Raw genomic sequence first — 15,334 nt, 5'->3', positions numbered from 1 at the left:
CGCCTAGCGTCACGCAATGGAAACCTTCCTCTTCATGGCTGCGATCTACCTCGCCTCGGCGACGATCTGCGTGCCGCTCGCGGTGCGGCTCGGGCTTGGGTCGGTGCTGGGCTATCTCGTCGCGGGCATCCTGATCGGTCCGATCACCGGGCTCGTGGGCTCCGAGACGGAAAGCCTGCAGCACTTCGCCGAATTCGGCGTCGTCATGATGCTCTTCGTCATCGGACTGGAGCTGGAACCCCGCACCCTCTGGCAGATGCGCGCCAGGCTCATCGGGCTGGGGCTGGGACAGGTCGTGCTGACCGTGGCCGCCGTCGCCGGCGTCTCGATCCTGCTCGGGATGACCTGGCAGGTCGCGGTGGCCATCGGCATGGTCCTGGCACTTTCCTCGACCGCCATCGTCATGCAGACGCTGGAGGAGAAGGCGCTGACGCCGACGCTGGGCGGGCGGTCTGCCTTCTCGGTGCTGCTGGCGCAGGACGTGCTGGTGATCCCGATGCTGGCGATCATGCCGCTGCTCGGCGCGGGCCATGCCGCCACCGAGGCCGAGGGGCACGAAACCTCCATGGGCGATGGCGAGAGCGCCACCTTCATGGCCGAGTTCGACTACTGGCTGGAGACGCTGCCGGGCTGGGGCGTCACGCTGATGACCGTGGGCGCCGTGGCCGGAGTGATCCTGGGCGGCATGTTCCTGACCCGCCCGGTCTTCCGCTATGCGGGCCGGGCGCGGCTGCGGGAGATGCACACGATCGTCTCGCTGCTCTTCGTGATCGGGGTCGCGGTCCTGATGATGCTGGTCGGGCTGTCGCCCGCGCTGGGCACCTTCCTGGCCGGCGTCGTGCTGGCCAATTCCGAGTACCGGCACGAGCTCGAGGCCGATATCGAGCCGTTCAAGGGCATCCTTCTCGGCCTCTTCTTCATCACCGTCGGCGCAGGGATCGACCTCGACGCCTTCCTCGGTGCGCCGTTCGGGCTGCTGGGCCTGGTCGTCGGGCTGATCGCGCTGAAGGTCACGATCCTCCTGGGACTCGCGATCCTGTTCCGGCTCAGGGGCCGCGACCGGCTGCTCTTCGCGCTGTCGCTGGCGCAGGCCGGGGAGTTCGGCTTCGTCCTCGTCTCGGTCGCGCTGCAGGGCCAGGTGTTCGGGACGGAGACGTCGAGCCTGCTGCTTCTGGTCATCGCGCTGTCGATGCTGCTGACCCCGCTGCTCTTCATCCTCTACGAGCGTCTCGCCCGGCGCCTCGTCGCCGCGACGCGGCACGCGGAGGACGAGATCGAGGAGACCGCCGACGTCATCATCGCCGGCGTCGGCCGCTTCGGGCAGGTCGTGCACCGGATGCTGCAGGGCGCGGGGGTCCGGACGGTCGTGCTCGACCGCGACGTCGACACGATCGAGCTGCTGCGGGGCTTCGGCATCAAGACCTACATGGGCGACCCGACCCGGCCCGAGATGCTGCAGGCCGCAGGGCTGGCCAAGGCGAAGGTCCTCGTCGTCGCGCTGGACAACCCCGCCGACGCGGTCAAGCTGACGAAGATGGCGCTGGCCGCCAACCCGGACATCCACATCGTCGCCCGCGCCTACGACCGGGTCCATGTCTACGAACTCTATCGCGCGGGCGCCCGCGACATCGTGCGCGAGATGTTCGACAGCTCGCTGCGGGCGGGGCGCTACACGCTGGAGCGGCTGGGCTGGACCGAGACCGAGGCGCACGAGGCGCGCGAGGCGTTCTACACCCACGACCGCCAGACAATGCTGGAGCTGGCGCAGCTCTGGAAGCCGGGCGTGCCGCTGAAGGACAACCCCGAATACGTGGATCGGGCGCGCGCGCTCAACCAGGGGCTGGAAGCCGCGCTGCTGAGCCGCTTCGGCGAGGACGCGGATGCCGCCCGCGCCGCCGCAGTCGACCTGGAGGAGCGGAGCGCCTGAGGCGTCCCCAGGCCTGCCTTGGCCCCCGTCCCCGGGCCCGACGCGAGGGCCGCGGCCCGGCGTCGCGAAGCGACCCGCTCTCGCCGGTCGCTGCCGAAATAGCGGGCACCGGCCTTGCCGTACGGGAAGCCAGGCGCCGGGCGGTCCGGCTTCGCCTTGTTCCCGTCCGACCCTCCGCATATGTCAGGGCCGACGATCGACCGGCGGACCCTCGATGCAGCTCGGAGACGACACGCCCCCCCGGGGATCCCGGACGGGGTTCCTGACCCGGATCAGGAACAACTTCCTGACCGGGCTGGTGGTGATCGCTCCGATCGGGCTGACGACCTGGCTGATCTGGACGGTGATCGGCTGGTTCGACAGCTGGGTCCTGCCCTTCGTCCCGCTCAGCTACCGGCCCGACATCTGGCTGCTCCAGCGCTTCGGGCTGGAGGTCAACATCCGCGGCATCGGGGTCGCCTTCTTCCTGCTGTTCACGCTGCTCGTCGGCTGGGTCGTGAAGGGCTATGTCGGCCGCTCGATCCTGCGCTGGGGCGAGAACCTTGTGCAGAAGACGCCCATCATCCGCTCGGTCTATGGCGGTCTCAAGCAGATCGCCGAGACGATCCTGAACCAGGACCAGCAGAGCTTCGAGAAGGCCTGCCTCGTGGAATATCCCCGCCGCGGGATCTGGGCCATCGCCTTCATCTCGACCACCGCCAAGGGAGAGATCCGCGACCGCGCCTCGGTCCCGATGCTGTCGGTCTTCCTGCCGACGACGCCGAACCCGACCTCGGGTTTCCTGCTCTACGTTCCCGAGGAGGACGTCATCCTGCTGGACATGACGGTCGAGGACGCGGCCAAGCTCGTGATCTCGGCGGGGCTGGTCTATCCGGGCACCCGCCCGCCCGAAGACGCGCCCGAGGACGCGATCCTGGTCCGCTGAACGGCGCCGGCCCGGGCGCATCCTGGGCCGGGCGCGCCTTCCGCCGCCCCGTCACGAAGACCGCCATCGGCCGCGAAGGCGCGCGGTTCCGGCATCACCCCTCCCCGGTGGAGGCGCCTTCAATCGAGGTCGGCGATCAGCTCCGGCAGCTCCGCCAGCGTCCCGATCCGGCGATAGCGCGGCGCGTCCCGCGGGGGCTCGGCAGCCTCCAGCGCCCATTCGATCTCGGAGGGACAGAAGACGCCCCAGGCGCCCGCCTCCAGCGCGGGCAGCACGTCCGAGCGCATCGAGTTGCCGACCATCAGCGCGCGCCCCGGCCCGTCCCCGTGACGGTCGAAGGCCGCGACATAGGTCGCGGCGGTCTTGTCGCTGACGATCTCGATGCCGTCGAACAGCTCGCCCAGCCCGCTCTCGGCCAGCTTGCGCTCCTGGTCGAGCAGGTCGCCCTTGGTGATCAGCACGAGGCGATGGGTCGGGGCCAGCGCGCGCACCGTCTCCTCGGCGCCGGGCATCAGGTCGACGGGATGGCGCAGCATCTCGCGCCCCGCCGCGAGCAGGTCGGCGATGGTCGCGGCGGGGACCCGCGCCTCGGTCACCTCGATGGCGGTCTCGATCATCGACAGCACGAACCCCTTCACCCCGAAGCCGTAATGCCCGAGGTTGCGCCGCTCGGCCTCCAGCAGCCGTTCCATCAGGTGGTCGGGCTCGGCATGGTCGCGCAGCAGGTCGGCGAAACGCTCCTGCGTGAGGCGGAAGACCGCTTCGTTGTGCCACAGCGTGTCGTCGGCATCGAAGCCGATCGCGGTCGGTCCGCGCGTCTTGGGGCTGGTCATCGGCGCCTCTTTTCTATAGGTCTGGGCCGCCTATATCCGAAGGTCACCCGGTTCCAGACGCAAACGCCAGAGGCGCCCATGCGCAACGATATCCAGTTTCAGGCAATGGCCGGCAAGCCGCCGGGCCGGAACGACGAGGGCGACACCTCGGTCGTCACCAAGACCAAGCCGAAGACGGCGAAGCCGCCGCTCTACAAGGTGCTGCTGCTCAATGACGACTACACGCCGATGGAATTCGTCGTCCACGTGCTGGAGCGGTTCTTCGGCATCGGCCACAGCCATGCGGTCGAGATCATGCTGACCGTCCACAAGAAGGGCGTGGCCGTCGTCGGCGTCTTCAGCCACGAGATCGCAGAGACCAAGGTCGCGCAGGTGATGGATTTCGCCCGCCGCAACCAGCACCCCCTGCAATGCACGATGGAGAAGGAGGAGTAATCCTCCGCTCATGACCGATCGCCTGTCCCTCGCGCTGTCCGGCGGGATCGTCCGGCTGCCGCCCGAGGGGCGGGTCCTGCTGCTGCGGCCACCGGGCGACCTGTCGCTGGACGGGCTGCCGGTCGACCGGGTCGTGGTCGAGCACGGGTTCCGGCCGGATGTCGACGCGCTGGAGGCGCGGGGGCTGACGGTCGTTCCGCGCGCGGAAGGCTCCTTCGCTGCCGCCGTGGTCTTCGCCGCCCGCGCCAAGGCGCTGAGCTTCGATCTGCTGGCGCGGGCCTGCGCGAGGGTGGGCGCCGGCGGGACCGTGATCGTCGACGGGGCCAAGACCGACGGCGTCGATTCGGTGCTGAAGCGGCTGCGGGGCTCCGTCCCGGTCGGAGAGGTCTATTCCAAGGCCCACGGCAAGTGCTTCGCCTTCGAGGCGCCCGCGACGGTGCCGGAAGACTGGGCGACCGCGCCTTCGGTGGCCGGGGGCTTCCGGACCGCGCCGGGCGTGTTCTCGGCGGATGGGGTCGATCCGGGCTCGGCGCTTCTGGCCGGGCATCTCGGTGGCCTCTCGGGGTCGGTCTGCGACCTCGGCGCGGGCTGGGGATACCTGTCCGCGCGGGTGCTGGACTCCGACGCGGTGCGGGAGTGCCATCTGGTCGAGGCCGAGCACGCGGCGCTGGAGAGCGCGCGCGCGAACGTCACCGACCCCCGCGTGCGTTTCCACTGGGCCGATGCGACGAGGTTCGAGGGCGGCCCTTTCGACGCCATCGTCACCAACCCGCCCTTCCATGCCGCGCGCAAGGCCGATCCCGACCTCGGGCGCGCCTTCGTCGCCGCGGCCGCGCGGCTTCTGAGCCCGCGCGGCCGCCTTCTGCTGGTCGCCAACCGCCACCTGCCCTATGAGGCGGCCCTGAACGCGGCCTTCGGAGAGGTCACGGTCCTGGAGGACGCCCGGGGCTACAAGGTGATCGCGGCCCGCCGCCCCAACCGGAGACAGGCATGAGCCTCAGCATCGAGGGCAAGACCGCCATCGTCACCGGCGCCGCCAACGGCGTCGGCCTCGCCATCGCGCGCCACTTCGTCGAGCAGGGCGCGAACGTGATGTTCGCCGACCGCGACGAGGGAAGGCTGGAGGACGAGATCGGCGAGGCGCAGAGCGACGAGGCCGGCAACCTGCGCTATTTCGCGGGAGACCTGCGCGAGCGGCTGACCATCGCCAACCTGCTGTCGGCGACCATCGACGCCTTCGACCGGGTCGACATCCTGGTCAACGCCTCGCGCCAGATCATGATCACCGATCCGCTCGACCCCGAGGACGACAGCGTCGGCATCCTCTTGGAGCAGAACCTGATGACCGCGCTGCGGCTGAGCCAGGCCGTGGCGAAGCGCATGATCCACCAGGCCGAGGAGGACGGGCAGGACGAGGGGATCATCGGCTCGATCGTCAACGTCGGCTCGATCGCCGGGCGGCGCACGCAGCCGGAGCTTCTGGCCTACTCGGTCAGCGCGGCCGCGCTGGACCAGGCGACGCGCTCGCTGGCGGTCTCGCTTGCCTCCAAGCGTATCCGCGTCAACGGGCTGGCGGTCGGCTCGGTCATGTCGGCCAACCTCAAGCAGCGCATCTCGGAGGAGAGCGACCTGCGCCGCGCCATCGTCGACGCGACGCCGATGGGCCGCATCGCCGCCCCGACGGAGCTGGCGGAGACGGTGCAATACCTGGTGTCGAGCGCGTCGGGCTTCATGATCGGCCAGATCCTGACCGTCGACGGCGGCCGCACGCTCATCGATCCGGTGGTCGAGCCGACGCACTAGGGGGAGACGGGCGCCCGGGGGCATCGAGCCCCCGCCCGCCCGGGCGCTGTCGCGCCGCGCTTCGGCCTGAAGGATCGGTCGCGGGGTAGAGGTTGGAATTCGGGAACCCGCGAACCCGTGACGAGGAGGTCCGGGCGACCTCGCCGCCGTTGCGCCGACAGCCTCCGGCGGGGATAAGGCGGGCATGGCTCACGACGTCACCGATCTCGACGCGCTGCACGCGCTCTATGGCGCTCCGGGCGCGCCGGCGCTGGACAAGGTGGCGGACCGGCTGACGCCGCTCTACCGCCGGTGGGTGATGGCCTCGCGCTTCTGCATCCTCTCGACGGTCGGGCCCGAGGGGACGGATGCCAGCCCGCGCGGCGACGATGGCCCGGTCGTGCAGGCGCCCGACGACCGGACGCTGCTGCTGCCCGACTGGCGGGGGAACCAGCGGCTGGACAGCTTGCGCAACATCGTGCGCGATCCGCGCATGTCGCTGATGTTCCTCGTGCCCGGGTCGGCCAATGTCGTGCGGGTCAACGGCACTTCCCGGCTGACGACCGATCCCGGTCTGGTCGCGCGGTTCGAGGATCGCGGGCGGCGACCGACCCTCGTCGTCGTCGTCACGATCGGCGAGATCTACAGCCAATGCGCCCGCGCGATCCTGCGCGCGGATCTCTGGTCCGGCCGGCTTGCCCCGGACCTGCCCAGCGTCGGGGCGCTGCTGGCGGAGGCGAAGGCCGGGTTCGACGGCGCCGCCTATGACGCCGAATGGCCGGAACGCGCCGCCCGCACGATGTGGTAGCCCCGCGCGACCCCGCGCGCGGCAAGGCCGACCGCCCATTCGATGGCGATGGCCTGACGTCTGAATGCCCGCATGGCGCACCCTCCTGCCGCCAGCGTTAGCGCGCGAATTGCTGCAAACCGTTAACGCGTGGCCCCCGATTGCGACGGGTCGCGGGCGCGCCTATAGGGGCGGCATGCCCGACACGCTCCAGACCAACGCGCCCCCGCTGCCGCCCGAGATCGGGCGGCGCCGCACCTTCGCGATCATCTCGCACCCGGATGCGGGCAAGACGACCCTGACCGAGAAGTTCCTTCTCTACGGCGGCGCGATCCAGATGGCGGGGCAGGTGCGCGCCAAGGGCGAGGCGCGGCGGACGCGGTCGGACTTCATGAAGATGGAGCAGGAGCGGGGCATCTCGGTCTCCGCCTCGGCGATGTCCTTCGACTTCACGAAGGGTGGCCAGGCCTATCGCTTCAACCTCGTCGACACGCCCGGCCACTCGGACTTCTCCGAGGACACCTATCGCACGATCACCGCCGTCGACGCCGCCGTGATGGTGATCGACGGCGCGAAAGGCGTCGAGAGCCAGACCCAGAAGCTGTTCGAGGTCTGCCGCCTGCGCGACCTGCCGATCCTGACCTTCTGCAACAAGATGGACCGCGAGAGCCGGGACACCTTCGACATCGTCGACGAGATCCAGGAGAACCTCGCCATCGACGTGGCCCCCGCCTCCTGGCCGATCGGGATGGGGCGCGACTTCCTCGGCTGCTACGACATGCTGCACGACCGGCTGGAGCTGATGGACCGGGCCGACCGCAACCGGGTCGCCGAGACGGTGAAGATCAGCGGGCTGGACGACCCGAAGCTTGAAAGCCACGTCCCCGCCGACCTGCTCGCGAAGCTGCGCGAGGAGGTGGAGATGGCGCGGGAGCTGCTGCCCGCCTTCGACCGCACGGCCTTTCTCGACGGCACGCTGACGCCGATCTGGTTCGGCTCGGCCATCAACAGCTTCGGCGTGCAGGAGCTGATGACCGGAATCGCCGAGTTCGGGCCGCCTCCGCAGCCGCAGAGGGCGGAACCGCGCCAGGTCAGCGCCGACGAGTCGAAGGTCACGGGCTTCGTCTTCAAGGTGCAGGCGAACATGGACCCCAAGCACCGGGACCGGGTGGCCTTCGTGCGCCTTGCCTCGGGACATTTCGAGCGGGGGATGAAGCTGACCCATGTCCGGTCGAAGAAGCCCATGGCGATCACCAACCCGGTGCTGTTCCTCGCCGCCGACCGCGAGCTGGCCGAGGAGGCCTGGGCCGGCGACATCATCGGCATCCCGAACCACGGCCAGCTCCGCATCGGCGACGCGCTGACCGAGGGCGAGACGCTGCGCTTCACCGGCATCCCCTCCTTCGCGCCGGAGTTGTTGCAGACGGCGCGGGCGGGCGATCCGATGAAGGCCAAGCACCTGGAGAAGGCGCTGATGCAGTTCGCCGAGGAGGGCGCGGCCAAGGTCTTCAAACCCGCCATCGGCTCGGGCTTCATCGTCGGCGTTGTCGGCGCGCTGCAGTTCGAGGTGCTGGCCAGCCGGATCGAACAGGAATACGGCCTGCCGGTGCGGTTCGATCCGTCGCAGTTCAAGTCGGCGCGCTGGCTGTCGGGGCCGAAGGACGCGGTGGATCAGGTGATCGCGAAGAACGGCCAGCACATCGCCCATGACAACGACGGCGACCCGGTCTTCCTGACGCGCCTGCAATGGGACATCGACCGGATCGAGCGCGACCACCCGAAGGTGACGTTGAGCGCGACGAAGGAGATGATGGTGTGAGCGGACGCTTCCCGTCGTCGCGCCGATCCAGCTTCTTCGCATCGCCGGGGGCACCTCGGGTGGAGGCCGCGGGCCGGAGAGCGGAGGCCTCCTCTGCCCCCTGCACAGGGTACCGCCGATGATCCCCCGCGCCCTCGTCGCCCGGGCCCTCGGCCTGCCCGAGGAGACGGACGCCTTGCCCCCCGGAGACCTGCCGCTCGACCGTTTCGCCGCGCGATACGTCGCCTATCTGGGGACCGAGGAGCCGGGGACCGAGACGCCGGACGCCTGGACCGGCGTCGTGATGGATGCGCTTATCGCCGAGGAGCCGGAGCTGGCTTTCGCCGCGCTCCGCGCCGGGCTCCCCATCGACGAGGGCGGGCGGCTGGCGGACCCGCTGGCGGAACTGGGCGCCCTGCCCGGCTGGGCCGAGCGGATCGAGGAAGCGGCGGAGGACGATCCGGCTCTGGCGGCGCGGCTCGATACCGGCGGCTGAGATGCCGCATCCGAACCGCGTCCAGCCCGACGGCAGCCTTGCCACCGTCCCCGAACGCGGCACGATGATGGGCAATCGCGGCGTCCTGCACGACGAGGCCGGGGAGATCGGGCCGAAACGCTGGGCGCACCGCAACTGGGTCTGCTGCACGCTGGTTCCGAGGGGAAAGCCCCGGAAGATCCTCCGTCCGGGGCGCTATACCGAGCTGTTTTTCCTCGACGAGGCGGTGGCGCTTGCGGCCGGGCATCGGCCCTGCGCCGAATGTCGGCGGGCCGACTACGAAAGGTGGCGCGGTGCCTGGGCCGAAGCCTTCGGAACGCGCGAGGGGGCGTCGGCGATGGACGCGCGCCTTCACGCGGCCCGCGCGATCCCCGGCGCCCGGCGCCTGCGCCACGAGACGGGGACGGCCGCGGATCTGCCCGACGGCAGCTTCTTCGCGCAGGCCGGGCGCGCCTTCCTGCTGACTGGCGGCCGCGCCCTGCCCTACGCGCCGGACGGCTATGGCTCGGCCGAGGCGTTGGCGACGGGGCCGGTCACGATCCTGACCAACCCCGTCGCGCGCGCGGTGCTGGCGGGGGGCTACCGCCCCGCGCTGCACCCTTCGGCGGTCAGGCGATCTTCACCTCCATCGTGATCTCGGCCGTCAACAGCTTCGAGATCGGGCAGTTCGCCTTGGCCGTCTCGCAGGCGTCGCGCACGGCCGACTCTTCGGCGCCGGGGACGGTCAGCGTGACGACGAGGTGCGATTTCGTCACCGCGAAGCCTCCGTCGACCTGGTCCAGCGTCACCGCGCAGTTGGTGTCGATCGCCGAAGCGGTCATGCCGCCCTCGCCCAGCACCATCGACAGCGCCATCGAGAAGCAGGAGGCATGGGCCGCCGCGACCAGCTCCTCGGGATTGGTGCCGACCTTGTCCTCGAACCGGGTGTTGAAGCCATAGGGCTGGTCGTCAAGGGCGTTGGACTCGGTCGAGACCGTGCCCTTGCCGTCCTTCAGACCACCTTCCCAATGGGCGCTTCCGCGTTTCTTCGGCATCTCGATTCTCCTCTTGTCCGGATGCGTTGAGGGCACCACATAGGTCGTAATGGGCCGGGTCCAGACCCGCGACCCCGCAAGCGATTGACCGGACGAGGCGACTTTGCTACGCGAAGCGCGCCCGCAGGACATGCAGGCTGACGATCCCGAGGAGCGCTTGTTCGATCGCGTTCCGCCACCCGAGCGCCGGGGCAATACGGCCCCGCTCTCCAATCAGGACGCGAATGACCACTTTCTCTGATCTGAACCTCGATCCGAAGGTTCTCAAGGCCATCGAGGCCACCGGATACACCACCCCCACCCCGATCCAGGAGGGTGCGATCAAGCCCGCCCTGGAAGGCCGCGACGTGCTGGGCATCGCCCAGACCGGCACGGGCAAGACGGCGGCCTTCACGCTGCCGATGATCTCGCGACTCGGCAAGGGCCGGGCGCGGGCGCGGATGCCGCGCAGCCTGGTGCTGGCGCCCACGCGCGAGCTGGCCGCGCAGGTGGCCGAGAATTTCGAGCTCTACGCCAAGGGCTCGCGGCTGAAGAAAGCGCTGCTGATCGGCGGCGTCTCCTTCAAGGAGCAGGACCAGCTGATCGACCGCGGCGTCGACGTGCTGATCGCCACGCCCGGCCGGCTGATCGACCATTTCGAGCGCGGCAAGCTGCTTCTGACCGGCGTCGAGATCATGGTCGTGGACGAGGCCGACCGGATGCTCGACATGGGCTTCATCCCCGATATCGAGCGCATCTTCGAGATGACGCCCTTCACGCGCCAGACCCTGTTCTTCAGCGCGACCATGGCGCCGGAGATCGAGCGGATCACCAACACCTTCCTGTCCAACCCCGTAAAGATCGAGGTCGAGCGGCAGAACACGACGTCGCAGACGATCACCCAGGTCCTGGTGGAGCACAGGCCGAAGAACAAGCACTACGCCGCCAAGGACAAGCGCGAGATCCTGCGTTCGATCATCGCCCGCGACGCCGAGGACTGCCGCAACGCCATCATCTTCTGCAACCGCAAGACCGAGGTCGACGTGGTGGCGAAGTCGATGAAGAAGCACGGGCTGAACGCCGAGCCGATCCACGGCGATCTCGACCAGTCGCAGCGCACGCGCACGCTTGACGCGTTCCGCGACGGCTCGCTCCGGTTCCTCGTGGCCTCGGACGTGGCGGCGCGCGGGCTCGACATCCCGAATGTGAGCCATGTGTTCAACTTCGACGTCCCCAGCCATGCCGAGGACTATGTCCACCGCATCGGCCGCACCGGGCGCGCGGGCAGGACGGGCACGGCCTACACGCTCTACACGCCCTCGGACGAGAAGTATCTCGACGCCATCGAGCGGCTGATCGGCCATTCGATCCCCCGCGGCGACAATCCCTGGACCGCGCCCGCGGGCGACGCCGCCGAGGAGGAGGAGGCGCCGAAGCGGACCCGCTCGCGCAGCCGGTCGCGGGCGAAGCCTTCCGAGGAGGCGGCGGAGGAAACCGCGCCCGACGCGGCGCAGCCCGACGCGGCGCAGGATGCCGCCGCCGACGAGGCGCGGGATCGCGATCTCGCGGCGAAGGCGCGCAAGCCCGCCGAGGAGGCCCCCGCGCGGGCCGAGGAGCCGGACACGGCCGAGCGGAGCGGCCGCGGCACACGCTCTCGCGGCGGACGCGGGCGCGATCAGGGCGAGCGCGGGTCGCGGGTGGTCGGCTTGGGCGATCATGTCCCCAGCTTCATCGAGATGAGCTTCGAGGAACGGATGGCCGAATCGGCCTGACGCCCGCGCTCGGGCCTGCGACAGCGGGCCCGTCCGCTTGCGGAAGGTGTCGGACAGGGTGACGCCTGCGCGCTGTTGGGCGGGCTGTCGCCGCTGCCGGGCCTCGCGAGGTTGGGCCTGGCCGTCTCCGCCCTATCTGCTTCGCCATGGACCAGACGCCTCCCGACCACGACCGCAAGACCGACTGGGCCGAGTCTCGCACCGACTGGGCCGAGGACCGTACCGCGCTCGCCAACGACCGGACCTTCGCGGGGTGGATGCGGACCGGCATGGCCGCCATCGCCATCGCGGTGGGCCTGCGCGCCGTCTTCGACGCCGCCGATCCGCCCTGGCTGCCGAAGCTCGTGGCCAGCGTGTTCATCGCGGCCTCGCTGCTCATCTTCTTCTCGGCCTGGCGCAATTCGAAGCAGAGCTCCCGCCGTCTCGAGACCCATGCCACCGAGGAGCAGAGCCCCCGCATGTTCGCAGTGCTGGCCATCGTCTTCTCGGCCGGCGCGGTGGCGGTCGGCGCGATCCTCTGGACGCTCTGATCGCGGTGGACGCGACGGGGCCGCGTGACTAGAACCGGGAGTCTCTCGAGGAGGCCCGATGCAGGATCAGCCGCAGGACAGGACGACGACGGGGGCCTACCAGGTCCTCGCCCGCAAGTATCGGCCCGCGACCTTCGCCGATCTCATCGGTCAGGACCCGATGGTGCGCACCCTGCGCAACGCGTTCCAGCAGGGGCGCATCGCGCAGGCCTTCATCCTGACCGGCATCCGGGGCACCGGCAAGACGACGACGGCCCGGATCGTGGCCAAGGGGCTGAACTGCATCGGCCCCGACGGGACCGGCGGGCCGACCACCGATCCCTGCGGCGTCTGCGAACCCTGCCGCGCCATCGCCGAGGGGCGCCATGTCGACGTGCTGGAGATGGACGCCGCCTCCAACACCGGCGTCGGCGACATGCGCGAGATCATCGACTCGGTGCGCTACCGCGCCGCCTCGGCCCGCTACAAGATCTACATCATCGACGAGGTCCACATGCTCTCGACCAGCGCGTTCAACGCGCTGCTCAAGACGCTGGAGGAGCCGCCCGCGCATGTGAAGTTCATCTTCGCAACGACCGAGATCCGGAAGGTCCCGGTCACGGTCCTGTCGCGCTGCCAGCGCTTCGACCTGCGCCGGATCGAGCCGGAGGTGATGATCGCGCATCTGCGGACAATCGCCGACCGGGAAGGCGCCGAGATCGCCGCCGATGCGCTGGGCCTGATCGCGCGGGCCGCCGAGGGCTCGGTCCGGGACGCGATGTCGCTGCTCGACCAGGCGATCAGCCACGGCGCCGGCGAGACGACCGCCGATCAGGTCCGCGCGATGCTGGGGCTCGCGGACCGGGGCCGGGTGCTCGACCTCTTCGACCTGATCATGAAGGGCGAGGCAGCGGCGGCGCTGATGGAACTCGGCGCGCAATACAGCGACGGCGCCGACCCGATGGCCGTGCTGCGCGACCTGGCCGAGGTCACGCATTGGGTCTCGGTCATCCAGATCAGCCCGGACGCCGCCGAGGACCCGACCGTCGGCCCCGACGAACGCGCCCGCGGCCAGGCCATGGCCCAGGCCCTGCCGATGCGCAGCCTGACCCGGATGTGGCAGATGCTGCTGAAGGCCCTGGAGGAGGTCGCGCAGGCCCCGAACCCGATGATGGCCGCCGAGATGGCGGTGATCCGGCTGACCCATGTCGCCGACCTGCCCTCCCCGGACGAGCTGATCCGCAAGCTGCGCGACGCGCCCGCCGCCCCCGCGCCGTCTCAGGCCCCCCGCCCCGCGCCCTCGGGCAATGGCGGCGCCCCGGTTGCGCGGGCCGGCGGCGGCGCGGCCCCGGCGCTGGCCGCCGAACCGGAGCAGGCGCTCTCCCGGTTCCAGACCTTTCCTCAGGTGGTCGAGCTGATCCGCGCCAATCGCGACGTGAAGCTGCTGGTCGAGGTCGAGACGGGCCTGCGCCTCGTCCGCTACGCCCCCGGCCGCATCGAGCTGGATCTGGCCCCCGGCGCCGCCCCTGACCTGCCGCAGCGCCTCGCCGGACGCCTGCAGGGCTGGACCGGCGTGCGCTGGGTCGTCACCATCGGCAAGGGCGGCGCCCCCACCATCGCCGAGACCCGCGACGCCGCCCGCCGCGAGAGCGAGGCCGCCGCCCTCGCCCATCCCCTGACCCAGGCCGTGCTCGCCGCGTTCCCGGGCGCCGAACTGCTGGAGGTCCGCACCCGCGCGCAGATCGAGAAGCAGGCGGCGGGCGAGGCGCTGGAAGAGGTCGAGGAGGAATGGGATCCGTTCGACGAGGACTGAACCGGACTCCGGCCGCGGCCCTCTCTCGGCCGATCCTGCGTCTTCCTGTGGCCGGAAATACTCCGGGGGGCCCGCAGGGCGGGGGCAGAGCCCCCTCCGACCGAGCTTGCATGAAGCCCCTTCGCGGCGGCGCGCATCACCCTCGATCGACCTGAGAGGCCACTCCGCATCAACGCGGTAGCACCCGGCTCCGGTCGGGGGTCCGGGGGGCGTCCCCCGGCCCGGCCTTCGGAACGGGCGCCGCGGGATGAAACCGAATCGCGCCGCTCAAAGTTGCCTTCTCGGAAACCGCACCACGAGGAGAGACCCATGCCCGACAGCTTCGTCACAGGCATCGACCAGCAGACCCAGGAACAGATGTGCGAGGTGCTGAACGCCCGGCTTGTGCAAGGCATCGACCTCCGGCTTGCCGTCAAGCAGGCCCATTGGAACCTGCGCGGGCGCGGCTACATCGGCGTCCACGAACTGCTCGACGAGGTGTCCGAGCGGCTCGGCGAGGGCACCGACATGATCGCCGAACGCGTCGCGATCATGGGCGGCTTTGCCCGCGGCACGACGCAGGAAGTCGCCGAAAAGTCCGACCTGCCGGCCTATCCCGTCGAGCTGACCGACATCCAGAAGCACATCGGCGAGCTCGTCACCCGGTTCAAGCAATACGGCAAGTCGCTGCGCGAAGGCATCGACGCCGCCGACGAGGCCGGGGACGAGGATACCGCCGACCTGCTGACCGAGGTCAGCCGCATGGTCGAGAAGGACACCTGGTTCATCGGCGCAAACGAGGAGCTCTGAGCCCCTCCCCGCCCCAGGACCACGCCGGACCCGAACGGTCCGGCGCCCGCTTGAAGCCCTGCGTCCCCACCGCTACCTCGGTGGGGACGCAAGTTTTTGGAGAGCGGCGATGTTCAAGGGATTGGGCGGCCTCGGCGACATGGCCGGGATGATGAAGAAGGCCCAGGAGATGCAGGCCAAGATGGGCGAGATGCAAGAGAGCCTGGCCCATATCCACGTCACCGGCGAAAGCGGCGCGGGGCTGGTGAAGGCCACCGCCACCGCCAAGGGCGAGCTGATCGGGCTCGACATCGACCCCTCGATCTTCAGCCCCGACGACAAGGAGATGGCCGAGGACCTGATCCTCGCCGCGATCAAGGACGCGCAGGCGCGCGCCAACGAGCGCGGCCGCGAGGAGATGGGGAAGATGGCGCAGGAACTCGGCCTGCCGCCGGGCATGAACCTGCCCTTCTGAC

At 70.1% G+C, this 15,334-nt stretch carries 16 protein-coding genes; 14 read left to right on the top strand and 2 right to left on the bottom strand.

Annotated elements, in window-relative coordinates; translation table 11 throughout:
* Positions 1-16 precede the first annotated feature (16 nt).
* Positions 17-1,927: a cation:proton antiporter domain-containing protein gene (locus DR046_RS12720; RefSeq protein ID WP_115382769.1), complete on the top strand. Its 1,911-nt coding sequence runs from the start codon at positions 17-19 to the stop codon at positions 1,925-1,927.
* A gap of 214 nt (positions 1,928-2,141) precedes the next feature.
* On the top strand, positions 2,142-2,852 hold the full coding sequence (locus DR046_RS12715) for a DUF502 domain-containing protein (protein ID WP_115382768.1): 711 nt from the start codon (positions 2,142-2,144) through the stop codon (positions 2,850-2,852).
* A gap of 119 nt (positions 2,853-2,971) precedes the next feature.
* Here the strand turns inward: DR046_RS12715 and DR046_RS12710 are convergent, their stop codons facing one another.
* Positions 2,972-3,685: an HAD family hydrolase gene (locus DR046_RS12710; protein ID WP_115382767.1), complete on the bottom strand. Its 714-nt coding sequence runs from the start codon at positions 3,683-3,685 to the stop codon at positions 2,972-2,974.
* A gap of 105 nt (positions 3,686-3,790) precedes the next feature.
* On the opposite strand from DR046_RS12710, the gene clpS reads away from it, so the two are divergent.
* The 7 genes from clpS to DR046_RS12675 all read left to right on the top strand — a co-directional run bounded on the left by clpS (position 3,791) and on the right by DR046_RS12675 (position 9,617).
* Positions 3,791-4,120: an ATP-dependent Clp protease adapter ClpS gene (gene clpS / locus DR046_RS12705; RefSeq protein ID WP_115382855.1), complete on the top strand. Its 330-nt coding sequence runs from the start codon at positions 3,791-3,793 to the stop codon at positions 4,118-4,120.
* A 10-nt stretch (positions 4,121-4,130) separates the two neighbouring features.
* Positions 4,131-5,114, top strand: a complete 984-nt coding sequence (locus DR046_RS12700; protein WP_115382766.1) for a class I SAM-dependent methyltransferase — start codon at positions 4,131-4,133, stop codon at positions 5,112-5,114.
* Positions 5,111-5,923, top strand: a complete 813-nt coding sequence (locus tag DR046_RS12695) for an SDR family NAD(P)-dependent oxidoreductase (protein WP_115382765.1) — start codon at positions 5,111-5,113, stop codon at positions 5,921-5,923. Before DR046_RS12700 ends, DR046_RS12695 begins: the two co-directional genes overlap by 4 nt.
* 184 nt (positions 5,924-6,107) lie before the next feature.
* A complete protein-coding gene (locus tag DR046_RS12690; RefSeq protein ID WP_115382764.1) occupies positions 6,108-6,710 on the top strand; it encodes a pyridoxamine 5'-phosphate oxidase family protein in 603 nt (200 codons plus the stop codon).
* Between the two features lie 175 nt (positions 6,711-6,885).
* On the top strand, positions 6,886-8,508 hold the full coding sequence (locus DR046_RS12685) for a peptide chain release factor 3 (protein ID WP_115382763.1): 1,623 nt from the start codon (positions 6,886-6,888) through the stop codon (positions 8,506-8,508).
* 118 nt (positions 8,509-8,626) lie between these two features.
* A complete protein-coding gene (locus DR046_RS12680) occupies positions 8,627-8,983 on the top strand; it encodes a hypothetical protein (protein WP_115382762.1) in 357 nt (118 codons plus the stop codon).
* Position 8,984: 1 nt separating this feature from the next.
* The gene (locus tag DR046_RS12675) at positions 8,985-9,617 is read left to right on the top strand and encodes a hypothetical protein (protein WP_115382761.1); all 633 of its coding nucleotides are present in this window, start codon (positions 8,985-8,987) and stop codon (positions 9,615-9,617) included.
* On the opposite strand, the gene DR046_RS12670 is transcribed toward DR046_RS12675, so the two are convergent.
* Positions 9,592-10,017 carry an OsmC family protein gene (locus DR046_RS12670; RefSeq protein WP_115382760.1) on the bottom strand — a complete coding sequence of 142 codons (426 nt, stop codon included), beginning with the start codon at positions 10,015-10,017 and terminating at the stop codon, positions 9,592-9,594. The two genes, DR046_RS12675 and DR046_RS12670, sit on opposite strands and share 26 nt — an antisense overlap.
* 224 nt (positions 10,018-10,241) lie before the next feature.
* Here DR046_RS12670 and DR046_RS12665 point away from each other — a divergent pair, with 224 nt between their 5' ends.
* From DR046_RS12665 to DR046_RS12645, 5 genes are all read left to right on the top strand, one after another.
* Positions 10,242-11,768, top strand: a complete 1,527-nt coding sequence (locus DR046_RS12665) for a DEAD/DEAH box helicase (RefSeq protein ID WP_115382759.1) — start codon at positions 10,242-10,244, stop codon at positions 11,766-11,768.
* A 146-nt stretch (positions 11,769-11,914) separates the two neighbouring features.
* The gene (locus DR046_RS12660) at positions 11,915-12,298 is read left to right on the top strand and encodes a YidH family protein (protein WP_115382758.1); all 384 of its coding nucleotides are present in this window, start codon (positions 11,915-11,917) and stop codon (positions 12,296-12,298) included.
* Positions 12,299-12,356: 58 nt separating this feature from the next.
* Positions 12,357-14,090, top strand: coding sequence for a DNA polymerase III subunit gamma/tau (locus DR046_RS12655; protein WP_115382757.1), 1,734 nt, complete (start codon positions 12,357-12,359; stop codon positions 14,088-14,090).
* 309 nt (positions 14,091-14,399) lie between these two features.
* Entirely contained in the window at positions 14,400-14,879 is a 480-nt protein-coding gene (dps, locus tag DR046_RS12650) for a DNA starvation/stationary phase protection protein Dps (protein ID WP_115382756.1), read from the top strand.
* A 109-nt stretch (positions 14,880-14,988) separates the two neighbouring features.
* On the top strand, positions 14,989-15,333 hold the full coding sequence (locus DR046_RS12645) for a YbaB/EbfC family nucleoid-associated protein (protein WP_115382755.1): 345 nt from the start codon (positions 14,989-14,991) through the stop codon (positions 15,331-15,333).
* Position 15,334: the final 1 nt, after the last annotated feature.

It is taken from the genome of Jannaschia formosa, from assembly GCF_003340555.1.
Taxonomy (GTDB): Bacteria; Pseudomonadota; Alphaproteobacteria; order Rhodobacterales; family Rhodobacteraceae; genus Jannaschia; species Jannaschia formosa.
This window is presented reverse-complemented; position numbering and strand designations above follow the sequence as displayed.

What these genes read in the sequence shown, in the direction of transcription:
- DR046_RS12715 (WP_115382768.1), top strand. Translation starts at nt 2,142, where the DNA reads ATGCAGCTCGGAGACGACACGCCCCCCCGGGGATCCCGGACGGGGTTC.
- dps (WP_115382756.1), top strand. Translation starts at nt 14,400, where the DNA reads ATGCCCGACAGCTTCGTCACAGGCATCGACCAGCAGACCCAGGAACAG.
- DR046_RS12695 (WP_115382765.1), top strand. Translation starts at nt 5,111, where the DNA reads ATGAGCCTCAGCATCGAGGGCAAGACCGCCATCGTCACCGGCGCCGCC.
- DR046_RS12670 (WP_115382760.1), bottom strand. Translation starts at nt 10,017, where the DNA reads ATGCCGAAGAAACGCGGAAGCGCCCATTGGGAAGGTGGTCTGAAGGAC.
- DR046_RS12690 (WP_115382764.1), top strand. Translation starts at nt 6,108, where the DNA reads ATGGCTCACGACGTCACCGATCTCGACGCGCTGCACGCGCTCTATGGC.
- DR046_RS12720 (WP_115382769.1), top strand. Translation starts at nt 17, where the DNA reads ATGGAAACCTTCCTCTTCATGGCTGCGATCTACCTCGCCTCGGCGACG.
- DR046_RS12685 (WP_115382763.1), top strand. Translation starts at nt 6,886, where the DNA reads ATGCCCGACACGCTCCAGACCAACGCGCCCCCGCTGCCGCCCGAGATC.
- DR046_RS12645 (WP_115382755.1), top strand. Translation starts at nt 14,989, where the DNA reads ATGTTCAAGGGATTGGGCGGCCTCGGCGACATGGCCGGGATGATGAAG.
- DR046_RS12655 (WP_115382757.1), top strand. Translation starts at nt 12,357, where the DNA reads ATGCAGGATCAGCCGCAGGACAGGACGACGACGGGGGCCTACCAGGTC.
- DR046_RS12710 (WP_115382767.1), bottom strand. Translation starts at nt 3,685, where the DNA reads ATGACCAGCCCCAAGACGCGCGGACCGACCGCGATCGGCTTCGATGCC.
- DR046_RS12680 (WP_115382762.1), top strand. Translation starts at nt 8,627, where the DNA reads ATGATCCCCCGCGCCCTCGTCGCCCGGGCCCTCGGCCTGCCCGAGGAG.
- DR046_RS12700 (WP_115382766.1), top strand. Translation starts at nt 4,131, where the DNA reads ATGACCGATCGCCTGTCCCTCGCGCTGTCCGGCGGGATCGTCCGGCTG.
- clpS (WP_115382855.1), top strand. Translation starts at nt 3,791, where the DNA reads ATGGCCGGCAAGCCGCCGGGCCGGAACGACGAGGGCGACACCTCGGTC.
- DR046_RS12675 (WP_115382761.1), top strand. Translation starts at nt 8,985, where the DNA reads ATGCCGCATCCGAACCGCGTCCAGCCCGACGGCAGCCTTGCCACCGTC.
- DR046_RS12665 (WP_115382759.1), top strand. Translation starts at nt 10,242, where the DNA reads ATGACCACTTTCTCTGATCTGAACCTCGATCCGAAGGTTCTCAAGGCC.
- DR046_RS12660 (WP_115382758.1), top strand. Translation starts at nt 11,915, where the DNA reads ATGGACCAGACGCCTCCCGACCACGACCGCAAGACCGACTGGGCCGAG.